20 protein-coding genes, 1 tRNA gene and 2 pseudogenes are annotated in these 23,205 nt (G+C 39.6%); 4 read left to right on the forward strand and 19 right to left on the reverse strand.

The window, feature by feature from the left end; all coding sequences use genetic code 11:
• Positions 1-6: 6 nt before the first annotated feature.
• From xdhA to B5771_RS21805, 5 genes are all read right to left on the reverse strand, one after another.
• On the reverse strand, positions 7-2,370 hold the full coding sequence (gene xdhA, locus B5771_RS21785; RefSeq protein ID WP_088189409.1) for a xanthine dehydrogenase molybdenum-binding subunit XdhA: 2,364 nt from the start codon (positions 2,368-2,370) through the stop codon (positions 7-9).
• 359 nt (positions 2,371-2,729) lie between these two features.
• A complete protein-coding gene (locus tag B5771_RS21790) occupies positions 2,730-4,502 on the reverse strand; it encodes a sigma 54-interacting transcriptional regulator (RefSeq protein WP_088189410.1) in 1,773 nt (590 codons plus the stop codon).
• A gap of 238 nt (positions 4,503-4,740) precedes the next feature.
• Positions 4,741-5,022 carry a DUF1294 domain-containing protein gene (locus B5771_RS21795; protein WP_088189411.1) on the reverse strand — a complete coding sequence of 94 codons (282 nt, stop codon included), beginning with the start codon at positions 5,020-5,022 and terminating at the stop codon, positions 4,741-4,743.
• Positions 5,023-5,070: 48 nt separating this feature from the next.
• Entirely contained in the window at positions 5,071-5,631 is a 561-nt protein-coding gene (locus tag B5771_RS21800; RefSeq protein WP_088189412.1) for a UbiX family flavin prenyltransferase, read from the reverse strand.
• Positions 5,632-5,690: 59 nt separating this feature from the next.
• On the reverse strand, positions 5,691-6,599 hold the full coding sequence (locus tag B5771_RS21805) for a DMT family transporter (RefSeq protein WP_088189413.1): 909 nt from the start codon (positions 6,597-6,599) through the stop codon (positions 5,691-5,693).
• A gap of 309 nt (positions 6,600-6,908) precedes the next feature.
• Between B5771_RS21805 and B5771_RS21810 the strand changes: the two genes are divergently transcribed.
• Positions 6,909-6,995 (forward strand) — tRNA-Leu (locus B5771_RS21810).
• Positions 6,996-7,142: 147 nt separating this feature from the next.
• Positions 7,143-7,475 carry an ImmA/IrrE family metallo-endopeptidase gene (locus B5771_RS21815; protein ID WP_088189414.1) on the forward strand — a complete coding sequence of 111 codons (333 nt, stop codon included), beginning with the start codon at positions 7,143-7,145 and terminating at the stop codon, positions 7,473-7,475.
• Positions 7,476-7,776: 301 nt separating this feature from the next.
• On the opposite strand, the gene B5771_RS21820 is transcribed toward B5771_RS21815, so the two are convergent.
• The 6 genes and pseudogenes from B5771_RS21820 to B5771_RS21845 form a co-directional block, all read right to left on the reverse strand.
• Entirely contained in the window at positions 7,777-8,232 is a 456-nt protein-coding gene (locus B5771_RS21820) for a hypothetical protein (RefSeq protein ID WP_088189415.1), read from the reverse strand.
• An 86-nt stretch (positions 8,233-8,318) separates the two neighbouring features.
• Positions 8,319-8,492, reverse strand: a complete 174-nt coding sequence (locus B5771_RS24435) for a hypothetical protein (RefSeq protein ID WP_172408342.1) — start codon at positions 8,490-8,492, stop codon at positions 8,319-8,321.
• Between the two features lie 283 nt (positions 8,493-8,775).
• On the reverse strand, positions 8,776-9,195 hold the full coding sequence (locus tag B5771_RS21830) for a hypothetical protein (RefSeq protein WP_242966936.1): 420 nt from the start codon (positions 9,193-9,195) through the stop codon (positions 8,776-8,778).
• Positions 9,196-9,991: 796 nt separating this feature from the next.
• Positions 9,992-10,357 (reverse strand): hypothetical protein, encoded by a 366-nt coding sequence (locus tag B5771_RS21835; protein WP_088189418.1) that lies wholly within the window; start codon positions 10,355-10,357, stop codon positions 9,992-9,994.
• 72 nt (positions 10,358-10,429) lie between these two features.
• The gene (locus B5771_RS21840) at positions 10,430-10,711 is read right to left on the reverse strand and encodes a DUF5316 family protein (RefSeq protein ID WP_088189419.1); all 282 of its coding nucleotides are present in this window, start codon (positions 10,709-10,711) and stop codon (positions 10,430-10,432) included.
• A 173-nt stretch (positions 10,712-10,884) separates the two neighbouring features.
• Positions 10,885-11,130 (reverse strand): annotated as a pseudogene (locus B5771_RS21845) (YdcF family protein); the annotation flags it as partial.
• A gap of 26 nt (positions 11,131-11,156) precedes the next feature.
• On the opposite strand from B5771_RS21845, the gene B5771_RS21850 reads away from it, so the two are divergent.
• Entirely contained in the window at positions 11,157-11,483 is a 327-nt protein-coding gene (locus B5771_RS21850; protein WP_140417774.1) for a restriction endonuclease, read from the forward strand.
• A gap of 263 nt (positions 11,484-11,746) precedes the next feature.
• Here the strand turns inward: B5771_RS21850 and B5771_RS21855 are convergent, their stop codons facing one another.
• The 4 genes and pseudogenes from B5771_RS21855 to B5771_RS24940 all read right to left on the reverse strand — a co-directional run.
• Positions 11,747-12,835, reverse strand: coding sequence for a HigA family addiction module antitoxin (locus B5771_RS21855; protein ID WP_088189421.1), 1,089 nt, complete (start codon positions 12,833-12,835; stop codon positions 11,747-11,749).
• Complete coding sequence (locus tag B5771_RS21860) at positions 12,828-13,208, reverse strand: hypothetical protein (protein WP_088189422.1); 381 nt, start codon at positions 13,206-13,208, stop codon at positions 12,828-12,830. The genes B5771_RS21855 and B5771_RS21860 overlap by 8 nt, the downstream gene beginning before the upstream one ends.
• A gap of 403 nt (positions 13,209-13,611) precedes the next feature.
• Positions 13,612-15,780, reverse strand: coding sequence for a PAS domain-containing sensor histidine kinase (locus tag B5771_RS21865; RefSeq protein ID WP_088189423.1), 2,169 nt, complete (start codon positions 15,778-15,780; stop codon positions 13,612-13,614).
• A gap of 271 nt (positions 15,781-16,051) precedes the next feature.
• Positions 16,052-16,207: pseudogene (locus B5771_RS24940) on the reverse strand (DNA polymerase IV); the annotation flags it as partial.
• A 275-nt stretch (positions 16,208-16,482) separates the two neighbouring features.
• Here B5771_RS24940 and B5771_RS24440 point away from each other — a divergent pair.
• Positions 16,483-16,644, forward strand: coding sequence for a hypothetical protein (locus tag B5771_RS24440; protein WP_172408343.1), 162 nt, complete (start codon positions 16,483-16,485; stop codon positions 16,642-16,644).
• Between the two features lie 230 nt (positions 16,645-16,874).
• Here the strand turns inward: B5771_RS24440 and B5771_RS21880 are convergent, their stop codons facing one another.
• From B5771_RS21880 to B5771_RS21895, 4 genes are all read right to left on the reverse strand, one after another.
• Positions 16,875-18,128: a radical SAM protein gene (locus B5771_RS21880; RefSeq protein WP_088189425.1), complete on the reverse strand. Its 1,254-nt coding sequence runs from the start codon at positions 18,126-18,128 to the stop codon at positions 16,875-16,877.
• Between the two features lie 11 nt (positions 18,129-18,139).
• Positions 18,140-19,042 carry a radical SAM protein gene (locus B5771_RS21885; protein ID WP_088189426.1) on the reverse strand — a complete coding sequence of 301 codons (903 nt, stop codon included), beginning with the start codon at positions 19,040-19,042 and terminating at the stop codon, positions 18,140-18,142.
• A 485-nt stretch (positions 19,043-19,527) separates the two neighbouring features.
• A complete protein-coding gene (locus B5771_RS21890; RefSeq protein WP_088189427.1) occupies positions 19,528-21,609 on the reverse strand; it encodes a methyl-accepting chemotaxis protein in 2,082 nt (693 codons plus the stop codon).
• A gap of 1,120 nt (positions 21,610-22,729) precedes the next feature.
• The gene (locus tag B5771_RS21895) at positions 22,730-23,185 is read right to left on the reverse strand and encodes a chemotaxis protein CheW (RefSeq protein WP_088189428.1); all 456 of its coding nucleotides are present in this window, start codon (positions 23,183-23,185) and stop codon (positions 22,730-22,732) included.
• Between the last annotated feature and the right edge of the window lie 20 nt (positions 23,186-23,205).

The following is a 23,205-nucleotide window of genomic DNA, read 5'->3' on the forward strand; positions in this document are numbered from 1 at the left end:
CCGCCTTTATAATAATCCAGCTTTTTTAAAACTCTCAAAGACTCGTTGAGGATTCATCGGTATGCGATTGAAGGCAACGCCCGTGGCGTCTAAAACCGCATTGCGAATAGCCGGAGCCGGGGAAATAACGGGAGGTTCTCCCAAAGCTTTTACGCCAAAGGGCCCGGTCGGATCGTCGATTTCCACAAAGGCAGCGCCAATCTCCGGCGTATCCATGATGGTGGGAAGTTTGTAGTCCAGCAAATTATTATTTAAAGGTCTCCCTGTCGCTTCATCAAAAAGCAATTGCTCAGACAAAGCATATCCTATGGCCATACTTACACCGCCATGGACCTGTCCCGCCGCCAGCTGGGGATTAACAATTTTACCCGAATCATGAACGTTGTAGATTTCCAAAACTTTTATCTTTCCTGTTTTAAGATCCACTTCCACCTCAGCAAAGGTTACACCAAAGGGTACAGCATTAATTCGGGCATTATTGGAAACATCGCTCGTTATCGGCTGGGCATTGACTCGATCATAAAAGGACTGCATAGCAACTTCCCAAAGAGGCAGGACAGGTTCCCCCGAATGTTTATAGACGATCATTTGGTCTTTAAGATCTAAACTATGCGCAGGTAGATCAGTAATTTTTTGCGCAAAGGCTAAGATTTTGTTCTTGACTTCTAAAGCAGCTTTTTCAACCGCCATCCCGCTGACATAGGTTTGACGCGAAGCGTAGGAACCCGTATCAAAGGGAGAAATATCCGTATCTTGTTGAGAAATTACATGGACCATAGACACCGGGAGTCCCAAAATTTCCGCTGCCATTTGTGCAAATACCGTATCACTTCCTTGGCCAATTTCCGTAGCGCCAAGCTGAAGCTGAACTGAACCGTCCTGATTAAGGACAATGCGGGCAGCTGCTAGTTCCAAAGCGACAGGATAAGTTCCCGAAGCATAGCTGAAACAGGCCATTCCTACTCCACGGCGGATATCTCCCGTCTGATTTTGGTAACGTTCCTTCTTTTCATCCCAACGGATAAGCTCCTTACCCTTTTCAATACATTCGCGAATTCCGCAGGTGAGAACTTTATTTTTGCTGAAGGGTTCAACATAACCAACATCCACTAAGTTTTTCCGGCGCACTTCGATAGGATCAAGGTTAAGCCTTTTGGCAACATCTTCAATGTGAGACTCAAAGGCAAAAAAGATCTGCGGAGTTCCATAGCCGCGCATAGCACCGGCCACCGGCAGATTTGTATAAACCGTGACCGGTGAGTATTTCATGGCTTTTACAGGATAGAGATAACGGAACTTGCTTCCTCCGCTCCCAGCAATTGAACTTCCATGGGAGGCATAAGCTCCGGTATTGGAAATTGCTGAAATCTGAATAGCATGAATTGTTCCATCCTTATCGACACCAGTTTTAATCTTAAATTTAAAGGCATGACGTGTTCGAGTATCCACCATCCCTTCCTCGCGGGAAAGTTCCAATTTAACAGGCCGGCCACCGACGGCCAGGGTCAAAGCTGCATTCAAAGGCTCATAACAAACATCTTGCTTATTGCCAAAACCACCGCCAACATAAGGCTTGATCACTCTAACTTTTCCCCAAGGCAAACCCAGAGATTGTGCTACAATACGCCGTACAATCTGGGGAATTTGAGTCGAGGTAACAATCACAATTCGGCCATCCGCATCCACATAAGCATGGGACGTCTGAAGTTCGAGATGACAATGTTGAACGATACTCGTCTCATACTCTCCCTCAAAAACATAATCCGACTCTTGTAACGCAGCCTCCATGTCACCTCGTTCAAAGCCGCCTCCCGTAGAGAGAACGTTCCCCTCACTCTCCTCATGAATTCGAGGGGCACCTTCCCGCATAGCTGCTTCAGGGGTTGTTAACGCCTCAAGAACTTCATACTCCACGCGAATTAGTTTCAAAGCTTTAGCGGCAACAATTGCATCCTCAGCAACAACTGCCGCAATGGCATCTCCGACATAACGTGCTTTTTTAGCTAAAATAAATCGGTCCTCTTTATCCCGATGCCCCGGATCTAAAGAATAAGGATGTCCAGCAGTGGCAAACAAAGGCAAATCCACCTCTTGTTCATCATCTAAGACATCGTTCATGACACCAGGTAAGGCGGTGGAAAACTTGATGTGTGGTAAATCTTGATACGTTATTACCGCTTCAACACCTGGCAAAGATTTAGCCTCACTCACATCGATCGATTTAACAACGGCATGAGCATAAGGACTATGCAAGATTTTGGCGACTAACATATCCCGTTCCGAAAAATCATCCGTATATTTGGCCTTGCCGGTTACCTTAGCGACCGCATCAACTCTCCTGACGCTTTTTCCTACAACATCGTAAGCCAATTTTACCCCTCCATCCCTAAACATTTATTTTGAATCACAATCTTAACAAGTGAAGATAAGACATAGTATATTCTTTAACGACAAGTAAAATTAGCTACCCACATTTTTATCTAACCGTGCAAAAAACATGCCAGATAACAAAAATCTCTGAAAAATAGCATTTTTACAGAGTTTTTACGAAAAGGCAAAAAAGTATAATGAATTCCCATTCTCAAATTGATAAAATTTAAACATTAAACCTTTTGATTACGAGTATTTAAAGACTTATCAAAAATATAACTAATTATCATTTTGAGAAATTACACTAACAAAAAAGTTTCCGCTTTTCTGTATTCCCTGAAAGCATCATTTTACTTCAGTTATTCAATATTGTAACGCGCTAACTTGCGATATAAAGTTGCCAGGCCGATCCCTAAAGCTTTAGCTGCCTTTTCTTTCCCTCTAGCCCCTCCCTCTGTCATCTGGTAACAGCGAAGAATAGTTTCCCGTTCGATCCTCTCTAAATTAAATCGATCTTGATATTCTTCCTGTAATTCTTCTTGTTTCATTCTTACAGGCAAATGGTCTACCGTTAATCTTGAATCCTCCGCTAGATTCATAGCATACTCAATAATATTTTGTAACTCGCGAACATTGCCAGGAAAAGCATAGCCCTGAAGTCTCCGGCGAAAACCTTCCGATAGGTCATGAACATTTTTATTCAATTGCTGATTGTACACTTCGATAAAATGCTGAATCAAAATCGGCAGGTCTTCTTTCCTCTCCCGCAAAGGCTTGATATAAATAGGAATAACATTGATCCGGTAATATAAATCCTCCCGGAATTCCCCTTTAGCCATCATTTCCTCCAAATTACGATGGGTAGCTGCTATAATTCTCACATCGACAGAACTTGCCGTGATACCGCCGATGCGCTCAATCTTTCGTTCTTGGAGAACCCGTAGAATCTTAGCTTGCAAATAAAGAGGCATATCCCCGATTTCATCCAGAAATACGGTTCCTTTATTGGCTAATTCGATTTTACCAATCTTCCCGCCTTTGCGGGCTCCGGTAAAGGCTCCATCTTCATAACCAAAAAGTTCACTTTCCAGTAAATTTTCAGGAATAGCTGTACAATTAATGGTCATAAACATGCCTTGGCGTCTCGGACTAAGATTGTGAATCGACCGAGCCAGTATCTCCTTCCCAGTACCACTCTCACCCAGAATTAAAACTGTAGACCTACTTGCGGCAATGACTCTGGCCTGTTCTCGAATTTGACACATACACTCGCTCTCTCCCAAGATATCTTCGATTGAATAACCGACCTCCCGGGAACTCAAGCGATGAACGATGCGACTGATTTCGTCGAAGGGCCGAAGAATCACGGCAAGACTTTTAACCCCACCTTCGCCTTCCATAGGCAATGCCCGCAAAAGCATATGCTGCTGATTTTTCTTAGACTCAATATATACTTCTCGCTCAACAACATCTTCCGCACTTTTTCCAACCGTTAGAATTTCCGCAACGATCTGCGGAGGAAAGAGAGAGTCTAAACGGCTACTGGGATGAAGCAGATTTGCACTGAAAAGGCCTTGGGCTGCCTGGTTAAAATGAAGAATCATACCGTCAAGATCTGTTGTCAGCAGACCCTCATCCAAACAATCGATAATCGAATTTAAATAATGGTTTGCCGAAACGAGTCCCGCCATAAATTCCTGTTCTTTAAGTTTTAAGGCAATCGTCTCAGCCATTTTCGTTAGAAAAATGAGATAAGAATGTTGATTCTCAGCAATTAATTTGGCCTGAACTTCCGTAAAACAGATCATTCCAATAGCGCCCACTGCTTTACCATCAACATTGATTGGCGATACCACCTCATACTTCTCCGAACAATTGCCTCGAGCCTTACAAGGGCCACATAGAGGATGGATACCCGGGGTTTCAATGACAAACTGATGACCGGTGCGAAGAACTTCACGATACACATACCCTTGTCGGTCCATAGACTGCCCGACTCCTTTATGATAGCGGCCTGTTCCGGCAATACGAATTAACTTTTTATCGGCTATTTCAATATCAATTTTCACAACAGTCGCGATTGCTTCAGCGATCTGCTGAGCATAATCTTTTACATCGATCAGTTCAACCATCTGATCAACCCCCATTAGCTTCTTCGAATCGAAACTGTGAACTCATTCAGCTAAAGCTGAACATCGGGACTTCGGTGACGAAAGTGTCCTGAGGACACTTTCCCAAAAGCGCCTGGCCCATAACAAATGCTATCGCGCTAAAGGATGAACTCTCCTACCGGAGCAAGGTATAGAAAAACTGCTTCCGCTTCTAGAAGTGGAAGTTTCACGATTGGATAAGTCGATTGCTTATTCAAGCTTAGACAATAATATGCTTGTAAATCAAGAAACCCAGAATAGCTGTATTAAAAATCACAAATACAGGAGCAGCAACGAGAAATTTGGGATGAGAGGTTTTATGGTGAAAATACTTCATACCAGCGAACAATCCTACTCCGCCAAATGCCCCCATCCAGAGCAACGTTGCTTCTGAAATTCTCCAGCGTCCCATTTTTGCCTTTTTCTTATCTCTTCCCATGGTGATAAAAACATAACAATTCCAGAGAATATAAATCAAAATGACATATTTAATAGGAAGCAATTTTTGATCTCCTCCCTTTTCACCGATATCTTGATATCTAACTGCTTTCTAGACACCGCTCCAACGTTCAAATAAAGTATGATCTACTCCAAACTGATCCAACACTCGCCCAACTACATGATTCACTAAATCCTGAATCTCCCGAGGATGATGATAAAAGCCCGGTGAAGCAGGCATAATTGTCGCTCCTGCCCTTGCCAGCCGCAGCATATTTTCCAAATGAATAATGTTGTAGGGCATTTCACGCGGCACAACCACTAGAGGCCGGCGTTCTTTCAACGTTACCTGGGCCGCACGTGCTAAGAGATGATCTCCTGTACCGGTTGCCATTAAACCTAAAGTATTCATCGAACAGGGAATAACAACCATCCCATGAGTTCGATAAGAGCCACTTGCCAGAGAAGAAAACAAATTTGTATTTTCATGGATATGAACATTCTTAGGTAAGTCCTGGCGATCAGCCCCCGTCTCAAAGGTCAACACCTTTTCGCCCGTTGACGTCATAACCAACTCAACCTGCCATTCCATTAACGCCAGAACCTTAATCAGGGTTAGTGCATAGATTGAACCACTTGCTCCGGTTACACCCACAATTATCCGTTTAGTCATGATGCCCTCCTATTGTCTAATCCTCTAGCTAAATCGATGCCAGGTCCTATTGCGGCTCTCTAATCCTCAACCATCGAAATCTTATCTTTGCGTATAAGACGAATTCCCCCGAAAATGATGACTGCTCCTACAATCTGCAAAAGATGAATCCTCTCTTTCAAAATCAGAGCAGCCGTGACGACGGCAACAGCAGGAACAGCATACATATAAGCCATCACCCGATTTACTCCAATCCTGCTTATAGCATAATACCAAACTACCAGGCCATAAGCTGTGACGAGGAACGTTGAGAACAACACCGAACCCCAGGCAGATAAGGGGATTGTTGACCATGATAACTCGGTAACCCCTTTCAGACCAACAAGCAGAAGAAATACGGTCCCAAAGAGAGAGGAGAAAGTGATCGTTTTCAAGGCAGAATACTTACTTAGCATGCGTTTGGCAAGTACAGGATATAACCCCCAGATACAAGAAGACAACAAGGCAATAAGATCGCCTCGCAAAACTTCCCAGCCAAGGGCTAATTTATTTGTTCCAAATAATAAAACGAAAACCACGCCCACTATTGATAAGGCACTCCCTCTTCGTCCTCGTGAGCTCAAACGTTCTTGTCCCGCCAGCCAAGCAAATATAGCCGTAAAAACCGGTGATACTGCTAACATCAAGGAAGCATTTGTCGCAGTAGCATATTTTACAGCAGCCATAAACAACGTTTGGTAGACCGTAACTCCCACTAAGCCAATTAGAGCTAAACTCCAACAATCCTTTAATTCAACTCGTATATTTTTTTCCAGAGCATACAAAAGCAGAAGAAGAATAGGAGATGCTCCTACAAAGCGGAGCACAGTAAACGACAGAGGATCAAATCCAGCCATCCCCCATTTACCAACAACATAGTTTGCTCCCCATACTAAAACAACTCCCCAAATCACCCACTCCGGAAAATCTCCCGTTGACCAATTCCTCATAAGAAACTCTCTCTTCCCTCTCTATACTAAAGACCCCTAGCATAATTTTATATGATGCCGGGGTCTGCTCTTCTTTTCTAAAAACTAGGTACAACTTTTTGTAATAAGATCTGATAAAGTTAAATCATAATTATTTCGAAACCTTCAACAACTTATTCTTTAAGCCATAATTGTACCATAGAAAATTAGAACGCGAAATATTTAAGTTTCATTATACTGAATACAGAAACATTAGCTGAACACTACTAAAAATTATCTACAAAATAGGTTGACAAGATGAATGTCATCCCCTATAATAATCAATGTTACGCGGTCGTGGCGGAACTGGCAGACGCGCTAGATTCAGGTTCTAGTGCTCGCAAGGGCATGGAGGTTCAAGTCCTCTCGACCGCACCACACTAGAAATACAAGGCCTTCGGGCCTTTTTATTTTTGTCTGTTGTCACTGAAAAATGCGAAATAGTCAACAAATTATATTTCCGGCGAGGTCGCGCGAATCACTAAAAAGTATGATGAGGACGATCCGTACAGACTTTGCCGATCCATGAAAATGATTCTTTTAGCAGAAGCTCTGGGCACCTTCCCCAACGCCTGCAAGGGTTTTTATCTTTACAAAGCAAGACAACAGGTTATTGCCATTAACAGTGATCTTCCCGAGGGAATACAGCGTATCATACTGATGCATGAAATCGCTCATGCTGTGCTCCACCGTAAAGCATCCGGTATTAAGCCATTTCATGATTTTGCCCTTTTTGACGAAGCTTCCACCTATGAATATGAGGCCAATATTTTTACAGCAGATTACCTCTTGAATGATGCCGAAGTGCTAGACCTCCTGAATGTCGCAATTCGAATTGATAATTGGCATTTACGTTAGTTAGGCAGCAATTTTGGGCCAATGTACATTATTCCTTTTCTCGTTAGGTATTGTCTTGGCAACGCTTGATTTACTGCAGTTTCTTGATTCAATGACGCAGTTATAACTTGTCGGAGAGACAAAACAATGTTAGCAACGCCTCCTTTTCATGCTTTTAATGTACAATAAAAATGCCGCTACTTTTTATCAAAGTAACGGTCCCATTCTATCCCAATACATACTACGTGTTATTAATTCTTGAACTTCATACTGTTTCGATTTATCTCTAATTTCAATAACATTCTCCGCCCGAATCCTATACCTATTCGAAGAATCTTATGTACTGTTTTAGGCCATCGGCATTTTCTGTTATATCTATAAAACCTTCGCGTTCATAATAATTACATAATCCATCAATGGGTTTACATTCAAGTAATATTAATCTTCCGCCAACAATATCCCTAGCACTATTTATTAAACCATAACAATCCTCGAGCATCTTCTTCCCAGCTAAATCCTCTTGAGTATATCTCGTATCCCTTCCCAGTTGCCCGATCAGAAACACGACAAGGTTTTGTTCCCTGTCTGAAATATTTCCGAGCTTTTTTCGAAGTGTATTTGACATGGTATCTATAATCGGAACCTTCATCGTTTTCATCGCAATAGAGAAATAGCCCAGAATTTTCAGCTTCCCTGTTTCCCTCAGAAAATGCTCGTCAAAATAGAGATAACTACGGCATTTATCCCTCTTCTCGAATTCGATAGCCTTTCTATTCATAAAATCCGTGACATCTTCATCTTTATTGCAACAAAAAAGAGAGAGCGCATCTCTCCATAAATTCTCATCTATATCCTCTGCCTTAATTAGGCTTTGGAGCGAAGCAAATCCAATAATCTCTCCTCACTTTCCTTCTTCTCGGTAAGGACTTTTTTCGAATCTATAACTAAAGGCTTAGCGGTAAGAATACCTTTTTCAAGTCTTTCAACAGTCTCTCTTTTTGTAATGGCGAAATCTTTAGTAAAGGAAACAGTTGCCATAGGAATCACCTCTTTTAAATGAGTTAATTTGATTATACAACTGATTAAGTAAAAATCCAATTGGAATATTTCCTCTTTTTAACAACTCGCTTAATATATTATATCCAGTTCTTTAGAAAAAGTTAATTTTGAAATTTACCTATGACAAAATATCACATAAGATTGTTTAATTGTTACAGTTTGGTATAGCTCTGCCGGCCTAATTATTAGCGCGGTCACGGACACGGAACGATGGCATGGATGGCCGGAGCCGGTGGGGGCTTACTCTCTCCATGTTTCCTCATTAGATCGTGACGGTTGTCTCAGTGAATTGAACCTCTTGAAATTCTGGATTTTCACGAAGTGGTTTAACACTTAAACGGAATTCCAATCCATTAACATCATCAGGTAACGCCGGAGTAACTACGAAAGAATGCTGCATGCCTTTTCCATGTCCTGATCCGCTACTTTGTCTGCACTGATATTCTGGAGAGATAAATAATTCAAAGCTAGCATGTCCAAGTATGACAAATGCTTCAGCAATATTGACTTCAATTTCGATGTACACGACGCTGGCATTGCTGTATTGTTTCATATGCGTTACGGCATACATCATATTATCAACAACTACGGATCTTAAAATTGGGACGAACTTCAAGAAACCAGCTGGTTCTACTGGTGACAGCAATCGATCCTCACCGTGCATAAATACTGAAAAAATCATCCGCAACCAATCCTCGTTAAGTCCAAACTTTTGGCTCCATGAGGAAATAAGCTCAAGGGTCGGAAACCCAGGATTGTTATTTGATTGCTCTTTGCGTTTTGCCAGCAGTTCACAAATCTGCTCATCTATAGTAGCTAACTCTTCGCAGTATTGACACTCCCACGGCTAAAGCCGATGGGATTCTTGGGTGATTAAACCGAAGTACATTTCTGCTATCGGAGTATGACCCCAAGTTCAGGGCTATGCCATTAGCCCGTCCTAGAGCAGTACACAATCGTACTCTAGGCTGATAGCCTGTTACCAGCTACCACAGTTTCTTTGAAAACGATCGTTTTAACGTCTTTTTTCTTGACGCCACATAGAGTTTTACCTGATAGACGCATTAGCTATCAGAACCTCTTACTCTATCCAGTTTTCAAAGATCAAACTAATACTAGTTTATCATAGTGCTAAGACATTTACATTTACATGAAATTACGAAGCCGCCTTCATCCCACGATTAAAACCGTGGGCTTTTGGCTACGTTTCTGTAATCAGTAGGTGGGCGAAAAGGCATTCTTATCAACTTTAACGACCTTCTTTCCATAGATTTTTGACACTCTGTCTATCTTAGGCAAATAGATTGAGTATGTTCTTTGCCGTTAAGGTGGTCTGTGATTTCTGAAAGAGTCCTTGAAATCTCTTTTGTTCTTTTATCTATATCCATAATCTTTCTTACCACCCACATCCCTAAAAAACATGACTATAATGGCATAAGTGTAACCCATCATTTACCTCACTCTCATCTAACTAGCACTTATTCTACAATACCGCCCTTGAGTTTGTTAAAAATATAAATCCAAATTGTAAATAATAGAGTTAAAAGAATAAATAGTATTTTAACAAAATAAAGAGCAATCACACCGTCACCGCTATAACCGTATAGAAAATGAAAAATTAGGTTCAAGCCAATTATTACTATTGGTACCTTCCATAATTTTATTATTTTATGAAGAATAAATACAAGAGCATATGCCAGGACAAGTCCCATCAACCAAAACTGTATGAAATTTAGAAAATTGAATTCGAATCTTTGCCAGTAATAAGTTACTACCACAACTAAGAATAGTAAAATTAGCCAAATCCCTATTCGCATTTTCTTATTATCATTGTCATAATCCATAACGTACCCCCTGGGCCATGTGCCTTCAAAAAAACATATAGAAAAACCTCATAAAACCATTGCTTCTGAAATTCAAGTGGTAAAGTGAATAGCTATTGCTGCCAACACGCAAGGTATCCCGAACATAAATAATTTGGTTGACCTGCCTGAACGCTCAATAAAATCTTTGGAATCAGAATAATTGCCTCTGACTCTATCACCACTCACATACGCCCCTGACATAAAACCAGATATTATAATAGGGATAAATCCAATAATAAACAAAAAGTACATAACTTTGTCAGAGTTGCCTAAAAAGAAAGAACTAATTAATCCGATAACTCCAACAACAACGCCTGACATAAATGAACGCATATACCATTCACTCCTCACTCTAATGCTGCTATTGGTCGGCTAATCCCTGAACGACCTAATCATCTCATAACTTTCCTGCGAAATAAGGGGGAAACTGTCTCACAAACATAAAAAGGCCCCCAACTACCGTAATAGTAAAGACCTTACTGACTGTCCAATGCTATGGATTCCCATTACCGATCAAAAACTAAAGACTTCACAACCGCAAAATACTCCCTTAAGTATGCATTGGACCTCAAATACCAAGGCGTTGGCGAAGGAACACCGACTGGATTTAATCCATTACGCCTAGCTAGAATCTTCGCCCGAAACATATGAAAATCATTCGTAATGACCAGCACAGGCTCGGAAGGTTCATAACTCGGCTGATGCTCGAGAAGTTCACGCGTGAAACGGAAATTCTCCATCGTACTTGTCGAAATCGGGGATCCACGACATAGATAAGATGACTGATGGAAGAGATTTCGAGAAAAGACTAATATTTATAGACTTAGGATTCAAGGCAAGACTTACTCCACATAATGATTATGGGTGTGACGTGGTGGTGGAGAAATATAGAGGGATGAAAACAGTTGTTCAAGCAAAACTAAGTAGTCGTCAAGCTATTGGTCTAGGTGCTGTACAAGAGGCTGTAACGTCTAAGGCAATGTACGGAGCAATTCATGCACTGATTATTACAAATCGCGAGTATACGTCGAAAGCCAAAGTATTGGTCAGCCTTTACAAAAATGGCCACGTCTTGATAGTAAGTCGTGGTCATTCATTGATATAAGCAACAAACTTACGCGATCTATTTCTTAAACTTTCCATGCACAAAACTCAACATAGCTGCAGCGAAAACTTAATAACCGGGTTCTCCTTATTGTTCTCCATCTTCAAAGGTCGTTTGCTTATACTTTATTTTTCGGGTGTAGTCTTTATTTGATTTATGGGGGCGTGTGCCAGTATTGAAGAGAACTCTTGTTCTAGGCTTACTGACTAGCTTTGATTTCTTTTTCATAATAGCCCACTTTTCTTTACTATTTCTCTTACGTTTTAGTGGATAATATATTTTCCTCTAAGCCTATTAAAACGTTCAAATCCAATGTGTCCTTCCAGTTGTAACCGACCAATTACAATACCAGGATGTATATCCATTTTATTTGCAAATCGCCTTATAGCTTCTTCTGAATAATCCTTACCGCTTAAAAATTCACAATAATGGTCCATTGGTAATAAACTATTTCTGGCAAAATCATCCGCTTCTCTTTCTAAGATTTTATTTGTTTCATCCATTTCTTCAACATCTATGCCAACTATTAGCATAGTTATTTTTTTCTGTAAGACATGACCGATTTCATGGAACAAAGAGAACCAAAATATATCTGCATATTTCCTTCTATTGTTGATCGCCAATATTACCTTTTCTTTATTAATCCATTTTACAGCCCCATTAACACCGGAATTTTTCAAATGTGGTAGAACAACAAATGCAACACCACAAGATGCAAAGATTTCTTTCAATCTTGGCAAAAAATCTACTGGATTCTGTAATGTCATTTTTCTAATTTCTTGCAAATGACTTTTTAGCATTCTTTGATCAAATGACTCTGTGTCTAACTGTTGCCCAATATTTAAAGCGGTTTGAACCCAAGCATTTGAATTAATAATATTCTTCTCATTGACCGTCGAAATGGCAGTTCTATAATTAACTAAAAAATCAGTATTTTTCAACACGCTAAATGATGCTATCTTAAAATATTTCAATAACTCTTTAGCCTTATCGGCTGATTTTCTTACCATCGGTACTACTCCTAAATCAATAAAATAAGAGTAGTCTATTAATTGAGCACAACCTGCTTCATAATCCTCAAGTTTTCTGCGTTCAATCTCTATAATTTTCTCATTATAAGTTTTTTGCAAGTTAAGCCACACATCTGCAGATGTGCCAAACATGATAGAAAGCTTTAGAGCAATTTCATTCGATAATTTGCTTTTTCCATTTAACAAATCGCTTAAATTTTTTCCGGTTGTTTCCAATCTTTTAGCAAACTCGTCTTGGGTAATCTCCATATCTTCAATAATCTCTTTTAGATAGTACCCTGGATGAAAAGCAATTAGCTCTTTATATTCAGCTTTACTCATAATGTTTTGTCACCTCCCAGACTAAAATTACTGTGGTTGATTTGTATATAATATTGACATCCTCGGTAGTGCTCCACCTTTTACCTTCATGATCCAATGGAATTACAAGTAAACGCCATCCTAATCTTCGACCTAAATCCAAAGCAAATTGACCCTTTCTATCACGGTCTAACGGATGCAAATGATATATGCGCATGACTGCAATATCCATTAGATTCTTTGCATTATCGAGAAAATTGATTAAACTCAATAGCTTATCTGCAACCTCAACCCCAAAATCCTTTTTAGCTAAACGGGAATTTGAACATTGCTTTTGAAGTTTTCTATCTCTATATTCTATATTTATTATATTCCGCCCCTTTATGTAATGCAATTAATTTTACCTTTTTGGTAATATTTTTTCATATATTAATACAATTTACCTCTTAGGTACTATTCAATTGCGCCATAATTCGCCGCCCTAACTATGATTCTTCATGATTTGCCAAATTCCTCCACAGAATATGATATGAATAAAAAAGGGGCTCAATTCTTGACTTTAGATGATAGAAGGTAATGAAACAAAAAAGAGACAGTCTAAAACCATCCCTTGCACATCTCGGATTCTCAATCTTTGCACCTACGGCAAATGACTATAAAATTTCATCTTGGAAATGATACACTTTCATTTAAGTATTATGCCTTCCTTAGAAATTACGTTATCTCATAATAATTCCCTTAGGAAACTAAGCTGAGCGAATTACTGATTCTATATTCCTTAACTCCAGTACCAGTACTTAGAATTCCACTTTATATGGGATAGGAAAGTTAACAAAAAATGTAGTGCCTTTAGGACTAGAAACAATTTGCATTTTTGCATCATGAGATTCTGCTATTCTGTAGCAGATTGCCAACCCCAAACCAGTCCCGCTATCTTTAGTCGTAAAGAAAGGTATTCCTAACTTATCGAGGTTTTCTCTTGGGATTCCACATCCCTCATCAGAGATTTCAAGGACTACTGTATCATCTTTTGAATAACTTTTAATCGTTAGAGTTCCCCCTTCCCGCATTGCGTCGAGTCCATTGCGAGTTAAATTGAGAACCAGTTGAGATATTTCTTTAGGATTCAATTTTAGGTTAGGTATTTCTGACAGAATAAAGTTAATTTGTTTATTTTGAGTAAAAGTATCAGCCTCTATTAGAGGGTATAAATTCAAAAGAATATCGTTAAGATTTTCTAAATTCAGTTTGGTTTGGTTTGGTTGAGCCAGTGAGAGAAACTCTGTAATAATTGAATTTGCACGGTCTATCTCCGATATCATTAACTCAAAGGTTGATTTGTAAGCCTCATAGTCAGGCTTTGCACTCAACAATTGGAGGTAACCCCGTACTGTTGTCATAGGATTTCTAATTTCATGTGCAATACCAGCCGCCATTTGCCCCACAAGGCTGAGACGATCAAGTCTAGCCATTTCTTTTTGTAGACGCCTCTGCTCTGTAACGTCAATAATTCCCGTTATATGGCAATTAACCCCTGCTAAATAAAATGTCTGACTCCAAATATAAACATGGCGGATTTCGCCTGATTTTGTACGTATATCAAGTTCAGCATTCTCGACCTTACCGTGTTCCGTAAGAATTTTCCCAAGCTCTTGCCTCTTGGGAATATCTACAAAGAAATTTAATTCATTAGAAGTGCGACCAACAATTTCTTCACGTGTATAGCCTGTTCCAGAACAAAATGCCTCATTAGCATCTAAAATGACACCTTCATTAACAGTGGATAATGTCATCATAAATGGTCCGACGTGAAAAGATTTAGAAAATTTCTCTTCAGATTGGCGAAGGGTTTCTTCTGCTATTTTACTGCTTGTAACGTCTCTAAAATATATAGCAATTCCATTTTCTGTTGGGTATGCACTGACATCAAGCCACCTATTGTCGAAGGCTTCTGATAAAATCTCAAAATTTACAGACTTCTTCTCGTTGATTACTTCTTTATAATGGTTATGAGCTGATTCATTGATCTTCATTACATCAGTTAGCTTTTTGCCTATATACTCTTCACGAGCTCTCCCAAAAGCAACTTCTGCTGAACGATTCGTATATGTAATTTCCCAGTCATAATTGAGAGCACAAAAACAATCTGACATATTTTCAAGAATAGACTCCAACTGTTCTTGAGATTTAGTCAATTTTTGCTCCGCTAACTTTTGCTCTGTAACATCAATCCAGTAAACTGAAATTCCATCTATAGCAGGATAGACACTAATATGATAACTTTCATCAGTTATAAGTCCATCATATTCAAAATGGCACGGTATTCGTTCACTCATTACCTTTCTAAAGTTGGATTCCATAATTGAGCCTCTAATACCAACAAAGTTATCCCATATGCTTTGATTTAGCAATTCAAAGCGTTTAAACCCTACATTTTTCGCCGCACGTTGGTTAACATATGTAAATTTCCATTCTCTATTAAGAGAGAAGAAACCGTCATTTATGCTTTCCAAAATTTCATTTGTAAATTGATATGCGTTTTTAAGAGCCTTTTCAGCTCTTTTCTTTTCGGTAATATCTCGGTTAGTTTCAAGTACAATAGGCTCGTCGAATTCATTAAGAATGACCTGATGACTTGTTTCAATAATAAGCTTTTCACCATTCTTGCACGTATGTTCTATTACTCCATTCCAGAGTCCGTCCCTTTCCAACAATACTTTGATATTGCTAAATTCGCTTGGATGCACCGTTTTTAATAAGTCGTGACTCAAACAACCAACAGCTTCTTGACTGCTGTATCCATACAGCATCTCTGCTCCCTTGTTCCAATATACAATTGAGCCATTTAACTCCCAAGCAAAAATTGCCTCTTTTGAAAGATCTAATAAGCATGAAAGCATACGATGTTCAAAACCCTGTTTAGAGCACGTTTTATCAGTAGTGCTAGAACACTCTAGTTTAGGCATATGAAACCTCCACAAAAAACTTACCACTAGTGAACAAAACGAAATCTGTAGCTTGAGGAGTAACTGTCAAGAAGCCTCGAATCTCTCTATCGATCAATAAAATCGCTGAGACGGAAATACCATTAGGATAAAGTGCTTACGAGTTGCCCTGTTATTAAATAGTTTAAAAAGTTTAAGTATTAAGTTTTACTATAGAATGCATAATTCTACACAAATTTTTATACTCCTTCAAAATATTACTAAATATATTTTAATTTGCAGAAACTTCAGTAATACCATATCGAGTCTCAGGAACTCCACCAACCACAGAAGGCACAGTTCTGAGGTCTAAAGAGTCACCATTCTGTAATCTGTGAACAGCCTCCCATGACAAGTATGCTGAATTAGCATCAATATGAAAGAAATTCGTTTGCCCATACCTTTGCACTCCCGCAATGGAACATTTGTTTAATCTTATTAAAACATATGTTCCATGCAAAGGTATGCCGCTCACCACATAATGCCATAAGTGTCGAACTTTTTTGTAAGAATTTGGGCCGCGTCATACTTCTTTCTTATTGGCAAAATGGTCAAATTTGTGTTATGTGTAGTGTCCGTGCAAAAGAATCACTTATCAATTCCTTAAATAGCCACTCGATCCTTCTATGTTTTAATAAATGGGTATAATACTTATGGATACAAGCATTAAAAGGATGGCATAATATGGATAAGGATTGTGTTAAAAAGCACAAAGACGTAATATACAAAATTGCAAATTCCAACACAGCAAAAGATGAATCCGGCTACACTGTTATCCTCGAAGATGATCCTTGGCGCGATGAGGAAGAATGGGAGGCTATGTACAAAGATCTTAAGAACAAATGATTATTGTGGGCGATGTCTGGTTTGCAAAGTTCCCCCTTGAGGAAGACAATTCTAAATATATTGATAGACCAGTAATAGTACTCGATGCAGTTCGACTCGAAGTATTGGTAGTAAAGGTAACCAAAAATGCACCACGTTCTTATAAGATATCCTCTTTTAATCGTTATCTTTTCTTAGGCTTTCCTTTTTTCTTGGGCTTAGGATGCCGGCAAGTACAACCCTCGCCTGAATTATAATAAAATATACTCTGGAAATGCCTCTTCTCTCATGATCCCCCACATCTTATCGATATACGAAAGCGTGTAATAGTTCTCATAATAGTGATAATAAAAAGCGCCCTTCAGAGTCATCGAATAAACGCCATTTTGTTCTGTTATAAAGCCCAAATGTTTCGCCAGCCATAACTCAAGGCCGAAGTTTTTCGTTAACTCTTCTCCGAAAAATAGTTCGAATTCCCTCGCATCAATCTTAGTACTGTATGCGGTCCAGAAAAGGTAATAAAGCATTCGCTGTCTTTTCGTAAAGCGAATCGTCAACGAGGTCGGCAGTTTTCCCTGCTCGATCCGCTTCTGGTATTCCTGTATAGAGAAGGTGTTAACTTTAAATTGGTCCTTCAATAAAGTTGTTGCCGAACAACCAAATCCCAGGAAATTATCTCTAGTCATTGATGAATATTTCGCGTTGTCGTCATTGGAAAAGGTCCAAATCGAATCTCTACGATATCCCTTTGCTAGGCAGTACAAAGTAATCTCGTCCATTAGTTTACGTTTCGCGTTTTTATTGATGGAAGAAATCTTGCTATTAGCAAAGGTGAAGTCTATAAATGGGTAAATAGCGATGTGATTGGCACCATGATCAAAGGCCTTTTCGATATCTGATTTTAAGTCTGTTATCGTCTGATTAGGAAGGGCAAATATGAAATCCATAGAAATTGTTTCAAACGTGACCCTCTTTAGAGCTTGAAACAGTTTCGTGAAATCCGTCTTCTGTCTTCCGAGTATCTCCAGTTGTAAGGGCTGAAAGGACTGTATCCCGATACTAACCTTTGTGATGCCAATTTTCTTCAGATGTTCAAGGGTTTCAATATCGATATTATCCGGATGCAGTTCTATGCCAATTCCCTCGGTTATGATGAAATGGTCCTTTATGGCTGAAATCACCTTTTCGAGTCGATTAAGCGCCAGTGCCGGAGAGCCGCCACCGAAATAAAGGCTCGAAACTACCTTTTTGGTGGCATTCAGACTGCCTACCATATGGATTTCTTTGATCAGATAATCGATGTACTCATCACAAACTGCTGGATCATAGATTACTTTACAATAGGGACAAAAAGAACAAATCGACCTGCAGAAAGGGATGTGAACGTATAGTCCCAATTGGGTTGTCTCTTGAAACGGCAGAGTCTGATCATAATCGTTTTTAAAGGTGAACGGCTCAAAGGACCGAGTTAGCCACATGCGTGTAGCGGTAGTTATTAAGCTCATTATTCACCATCCTAAATGTATTTCAAATAGGTTCTCAGCATATCTAGAATAACCCTTGGTTTTCCCTTGAAAATCAGCGTGTATTCTGCGACGAAAAAGTATCCGCACTGTTCACAGAGTCCTGGAATATCAATACATCTACCGCAAACACTTAACTTTCCATTTTCCATGACCACACACTGCTGACAAGGCGTTGGAAACGTATTGTTTATGAGATGTGGAAAGGCACTTCGCAAATTAAAGATAGGCGCTCCCGCACCCATCAATTGTTCGATGATATCACAACACGCTTTTTTCTCCTCCCGGGAAAGTGCTAAGTCCTTTGTATCTGGATAAGGTGTGTGAAAATTGAACGACACCGCTCGGATATTCTGCATCTTCATTGCCGTTTTACACACGTCCGGAATAGTTTCCTTATTAATTTGATTAATAGCCATATAGAGGCAGATATTGTCGGTTGGCGCTTGCTCTATATTTTTCATAATGAGATCATAGGTATCCCCTCGAATCTGATTATGCTTTTCCCTATCCCCGTCAAGACTAAGCAGTATCAGATCCGCTTCAGGTAGGTTTAGAGAAATAGTTCCATTAGTTACCACATTCACAATCAAGAAACCCATTTGCTTAGACTCAACTACAAGATCGCGCAACGTCTTTTCCCCATCGCGCCAAAGAAAGGTTTCTCCTCCGCAGAAAAATAAAATCCGGATACCCATAGCATAGAGTGTTTGTAATTCCTTTTTGATTTGTCCATAGGGATGGAGCACTGCAGTAATATTATTGACGGAACAGTGTCTGCACGATAGGTTACATTGATCAGTTAGAATAACAGTACCAAGTATCGGCTTTTTTTGACGAAATAATATCGTCTCAATTCCAAAAGCCATTAAATATAAAAATGATGAGAGCTTCAACTGGTAACCTCCACTTTCAAGGGTTTTAAATCCAATTGCCAAGAAGATTTCAGATTAAGGAAGTTATGTTAAAGTATTCTACACTAACAATGTTAAACCTTCTAAATATTTAATATCCTGCGCAGCGATAGAAAACCTGGTTATGCATTATCCTTTGATTCTTAGTGAACTCGCTTACGCTAAAGCTGAACATCGAGGCTTCAGATACAATAATGTCCAGTGGACATTATTGCCGAGCCGCCTTTCCCAATAGGAATACTTAGCGGCGAAGGAGGAATCTACCCCACCTGAAGTTTAACGCAGGGCCTACCCCCACTTACAAGAAGTGGGGGTCTTAAAAACTGGATAAATCAATTCTAGATTCGATGCATTTAAGTAAAGGGCAAAGAAAAAAGACTATCTCTAGTCTTCATCTTTGCCCTAAAGCTATTACTGCACTAAAATTCGTCCACTGCGTAGCAAAAGAGTTCATTAACTGCAAAGTTTTACAATTTAAATTTACCCACTAATTGGGTGAGAGTTTCCCCGATTTTCGCCAATGCTTCAGCAGATTGACTCACTGAGGTCATTGTAGCTGACTGTTCCTCAGATGAGGCTGAAACTTCTTGGGTATTAGCTGCAGCCTCTTCCGCAATGACTCCGATATTTTCCACAGATTTAACTGCTTGCGAACTCCCTTCGGCAATTTGTTTCGTTGCTTCTGTAACTTGATTAATCTGTTCAACTACCGTTTTGACCTCAGTCACAATGGCTTTAAACGAATTCCCTGCAAGATTAACAGTTTCTACTCCAGCTGCAACCTCTGCTTTACCCTTTTCCATAATTCCTACAGCACTTTTCGCTTCATTTTGAATATTACTAATCAAGGTAGAGATTTGAGCAGCAGACATTGAAGACTGTTCAGCTAGTTTCCGCACCTCCTCAGCAACAACTGCAAAACCTCTTCCTTGTTCACCGGCCCGTGCAGCTTCTATTGCAGCATTTAAGGCCAGTAAATTCGTTTGAGATGCGATGCCTGTAATTACATCGACAATTTGACCAATTTGGCTTGATTGGTCTCCTAACTGGGCAATAACTTCCGCTGTTTGAGCTGTAATCTTACTAATTTCCCCAATCTTCTGCACAGCATCTTCTGCTTGAAGAGCACCTGTTTCTGCAGCTTGGGCTGCCTTATTGCCACTTGAACTGGCTATTTCCGCATTCTCAGCAACCTGTTGTGTATGTACTGCCAGCCGCTTAATAACCTCACTGATTTCTTCGACTGTTCTAGCTTGCTCAGTTGCTCCAGAAGCAAGCTGCCCCAGGGTCCCAGCGACTTGTTCACTAGTGACGGTAGCTTCTTGAGCCGCAGCCGATAGTTCTTCACTCGTGGCACCCAAAGTACTGGCAGTATCAGTAACTTCCTTCACTATGCTATGTATATCTCCAATAAATCGATTGAAGTGCTGTGCAAGCTTCCCGACCTCGTCATTAGATACTACATTGAGCCGTTTTGTTAAGTCTCCATCCCCTTGCGATATATCTTTTAACACTTCACTTGTTTGTATGATCGGTTTTGTTATCCCTCCGGAAACTAAATAGATAACTAAGCCAATCACTAAAATAGCAATTAAAGCAACGATAATCGAAAAATTCCGAATGGAGTTTGCCTGTGCTAGAATTGTCGCCATCGGAACTGTGATTTCCAGCGACCATGGTGTCGTAGTATGACCAATGATTATTGGTTCATACAGTCTGTAATACTCATTATTAGATAAAGTATACGTCTTACCATTTTTGATACTCGCTATAACTGCTTGATTATCGAGAACCTTGCCTATCTCTTTAGGGTCAGGATTGGAAACGTACTTGCCGTTATTAGAAACAAGGCAAGCATAGCCTGTGTTTAAAGGTTTTATATTAGAAATCATTTTTTGTATCGTATCTAATGCAATATCGGCTCCGACAACTCCCACGAAAGTACTATTGTTATTGACCATTATAGGTGCTGCCAAGCTGGTCATAAGAACCTCTTTGCCATTCACTTTGTATGAGAGAGGATCGAGGATAGTCTCTTTATGTGTCTTTTTAGGAATTAAGTAATAATCTCCGGCACCTGGTGTATCATAACCCGTTAGTGGTGCTAACTTAATATTTCCATTCCCTCTATTCCAATAGGGGATAAAGCGCCCCGTTGCATCATATCCCGGTTGATTTTGATAGTTAGCATCATTCCCATCGAGTGCATTGGGTTCCCATACAGACCAGTTTGCCAAAAATGAGGGGTTGCCTTGTAAAACGTTGACGATCATAGCATTCATAGTAGTTCGATTTGTGTTATTTGTCACTTTCATTCCTTCAAAAGATGATGCCAATGTTCTGACCGTATCCATAGGAACACTTAACTCGTTTTTTACTTGATTACTATATTCATCAGCCATATGTGATGCCATTTCAAAAGAAGATGTCTTAGCCATTTCAACTGATCTTAATGACACTAAGAAAATTACGCAAACAAACGAAAGCACAACAACTAAGCCTGTTGATAATAATATTTTGTTTCTTATCCTTAAATCCCTCAAAGACATTGATAATCTCCTTTCACTATTTCGACCTATTCATTTCGAAGAAAAAAGACGTTAAAACGATCGTTTTCAAAGAAACTGTGGTAACTGGTAACAGGCTATCAGCCTAGAGTACCATTGTGTACTGCTCTAGGACGGGCTAATGGCATAGCCCTGAACTTGGGGTCATACTCCGATAGCAGAAATGTACTTCGGTTTAATCACCCAAGAATCCCATCGGCTTTAGCCGTGGGAGTGTCAATACTAAACCACAATAACATCTCCCCCTGAGAAGGATTCCTCTCTGTTTCCTCCCATAACAAAAAAATCTTCTTATGTCAGTGAACTCGTTCAGCTAAAGCCGAACATCGAGGCTTCAGATACAATAATGTCCAATGGACATTATTGCCGAGCCCCTTTCCCAATAGGAATACTTAGCGGCGAAGGAGGACTCTACCCCACATGAAGTTAACGCAGGGCCTACCCCCACTTACAAGAAGTGGGAGTCTTTCATTGGATAAAAGAGATGTTTTATTAAAGTCTGTCGTAGTACAACTTTAGGCAAACTTTTGCTCCTCGAGTGTTGAATTGCCTAATTAATTAGTATAAATTTAAAACTGCTTTTTGTATAATACTTCTTGATTATATAGGGTATAACCCCTAGTTAGGCCGAACTATTATCGATTATCATATGGCCTTAATTGCTCAAAAAGAAACAGCCTTTTCGCCTTTTGTTAAGTACTTGCAAATTTTGGCTAGTATCATTCCTTAAGAAATATGAAAAACTAACTTTAAAATCTATAAGGAGAAAGGATTTGATGACATGGGATTAATGAAAAAGAAAGGGAATTTACTAAGTCCTCGTTCGTTAATTATCCATACAATTGGTATCGCCGGCGCTGTTTGGTTAGGCAAGTTTTGGGGGAGAAATGATTATTAATTCATTAAACTTTCCGGATGGTAAGGAGTAGTTTTTTTCTACTTCCTGCACCTTGTTTCATACTAACGTGAAATGATCCTCAACATATCAAGGCCTCCATGCTTTTTCTGTACAATTAAGTGCAGTTTTTCAACCGAGAGTAAAGTATAACCAACGCAAAAAGGCCCCCTTACTGAGGACCTTTTTGCATATCTTTTAAAATCTCTAATCAGCAACTTCTAATAAATTATATTCTTCAGTTGCCAGCAACTTTTCAGGATCAAGGAAGATTACCATTCGGTCATTAATTTTTGCAATTCCTTTTAAATAACCATTATTTTGAGAAACGAACTCAGGTGCAGGTTGAATATCGTCTTCATTGAATTTAACAATGTCCGTTACTTCATCCACGATACATCCAGCAATTGTGCCGTTAATATTCAGCATCACAAACTTGCTATCCTCGGGATATTCGTTAACTGTTAAATTGAATTTCTTACGCAGATTAAAGATATAATTAACTCTGCCCCGCAAATTGATGATTCCTTCGATTGCATAAGGTAATCCGGGAACAGTTTGGATTTTGAACTTACTCGATCGCAAAATTCCATTTACAGTTGTCACATCTACACCATATTCTTCACCATCAAGTGCAAAAATCACCAACTGATTAATAGCCATTTGGTCCTCCCCCTTTCAGA

This window comes from Desulfosporosinus sp. FKA (genome assembly GCF_002196785.1).
GTDB lineage: Bacteria > Bacillota > Desulfitobacteriia > Desulfitobacteriales > Desulfitobacteriaceae > Desulfosporosinus > Desulfosporosinus acididurans.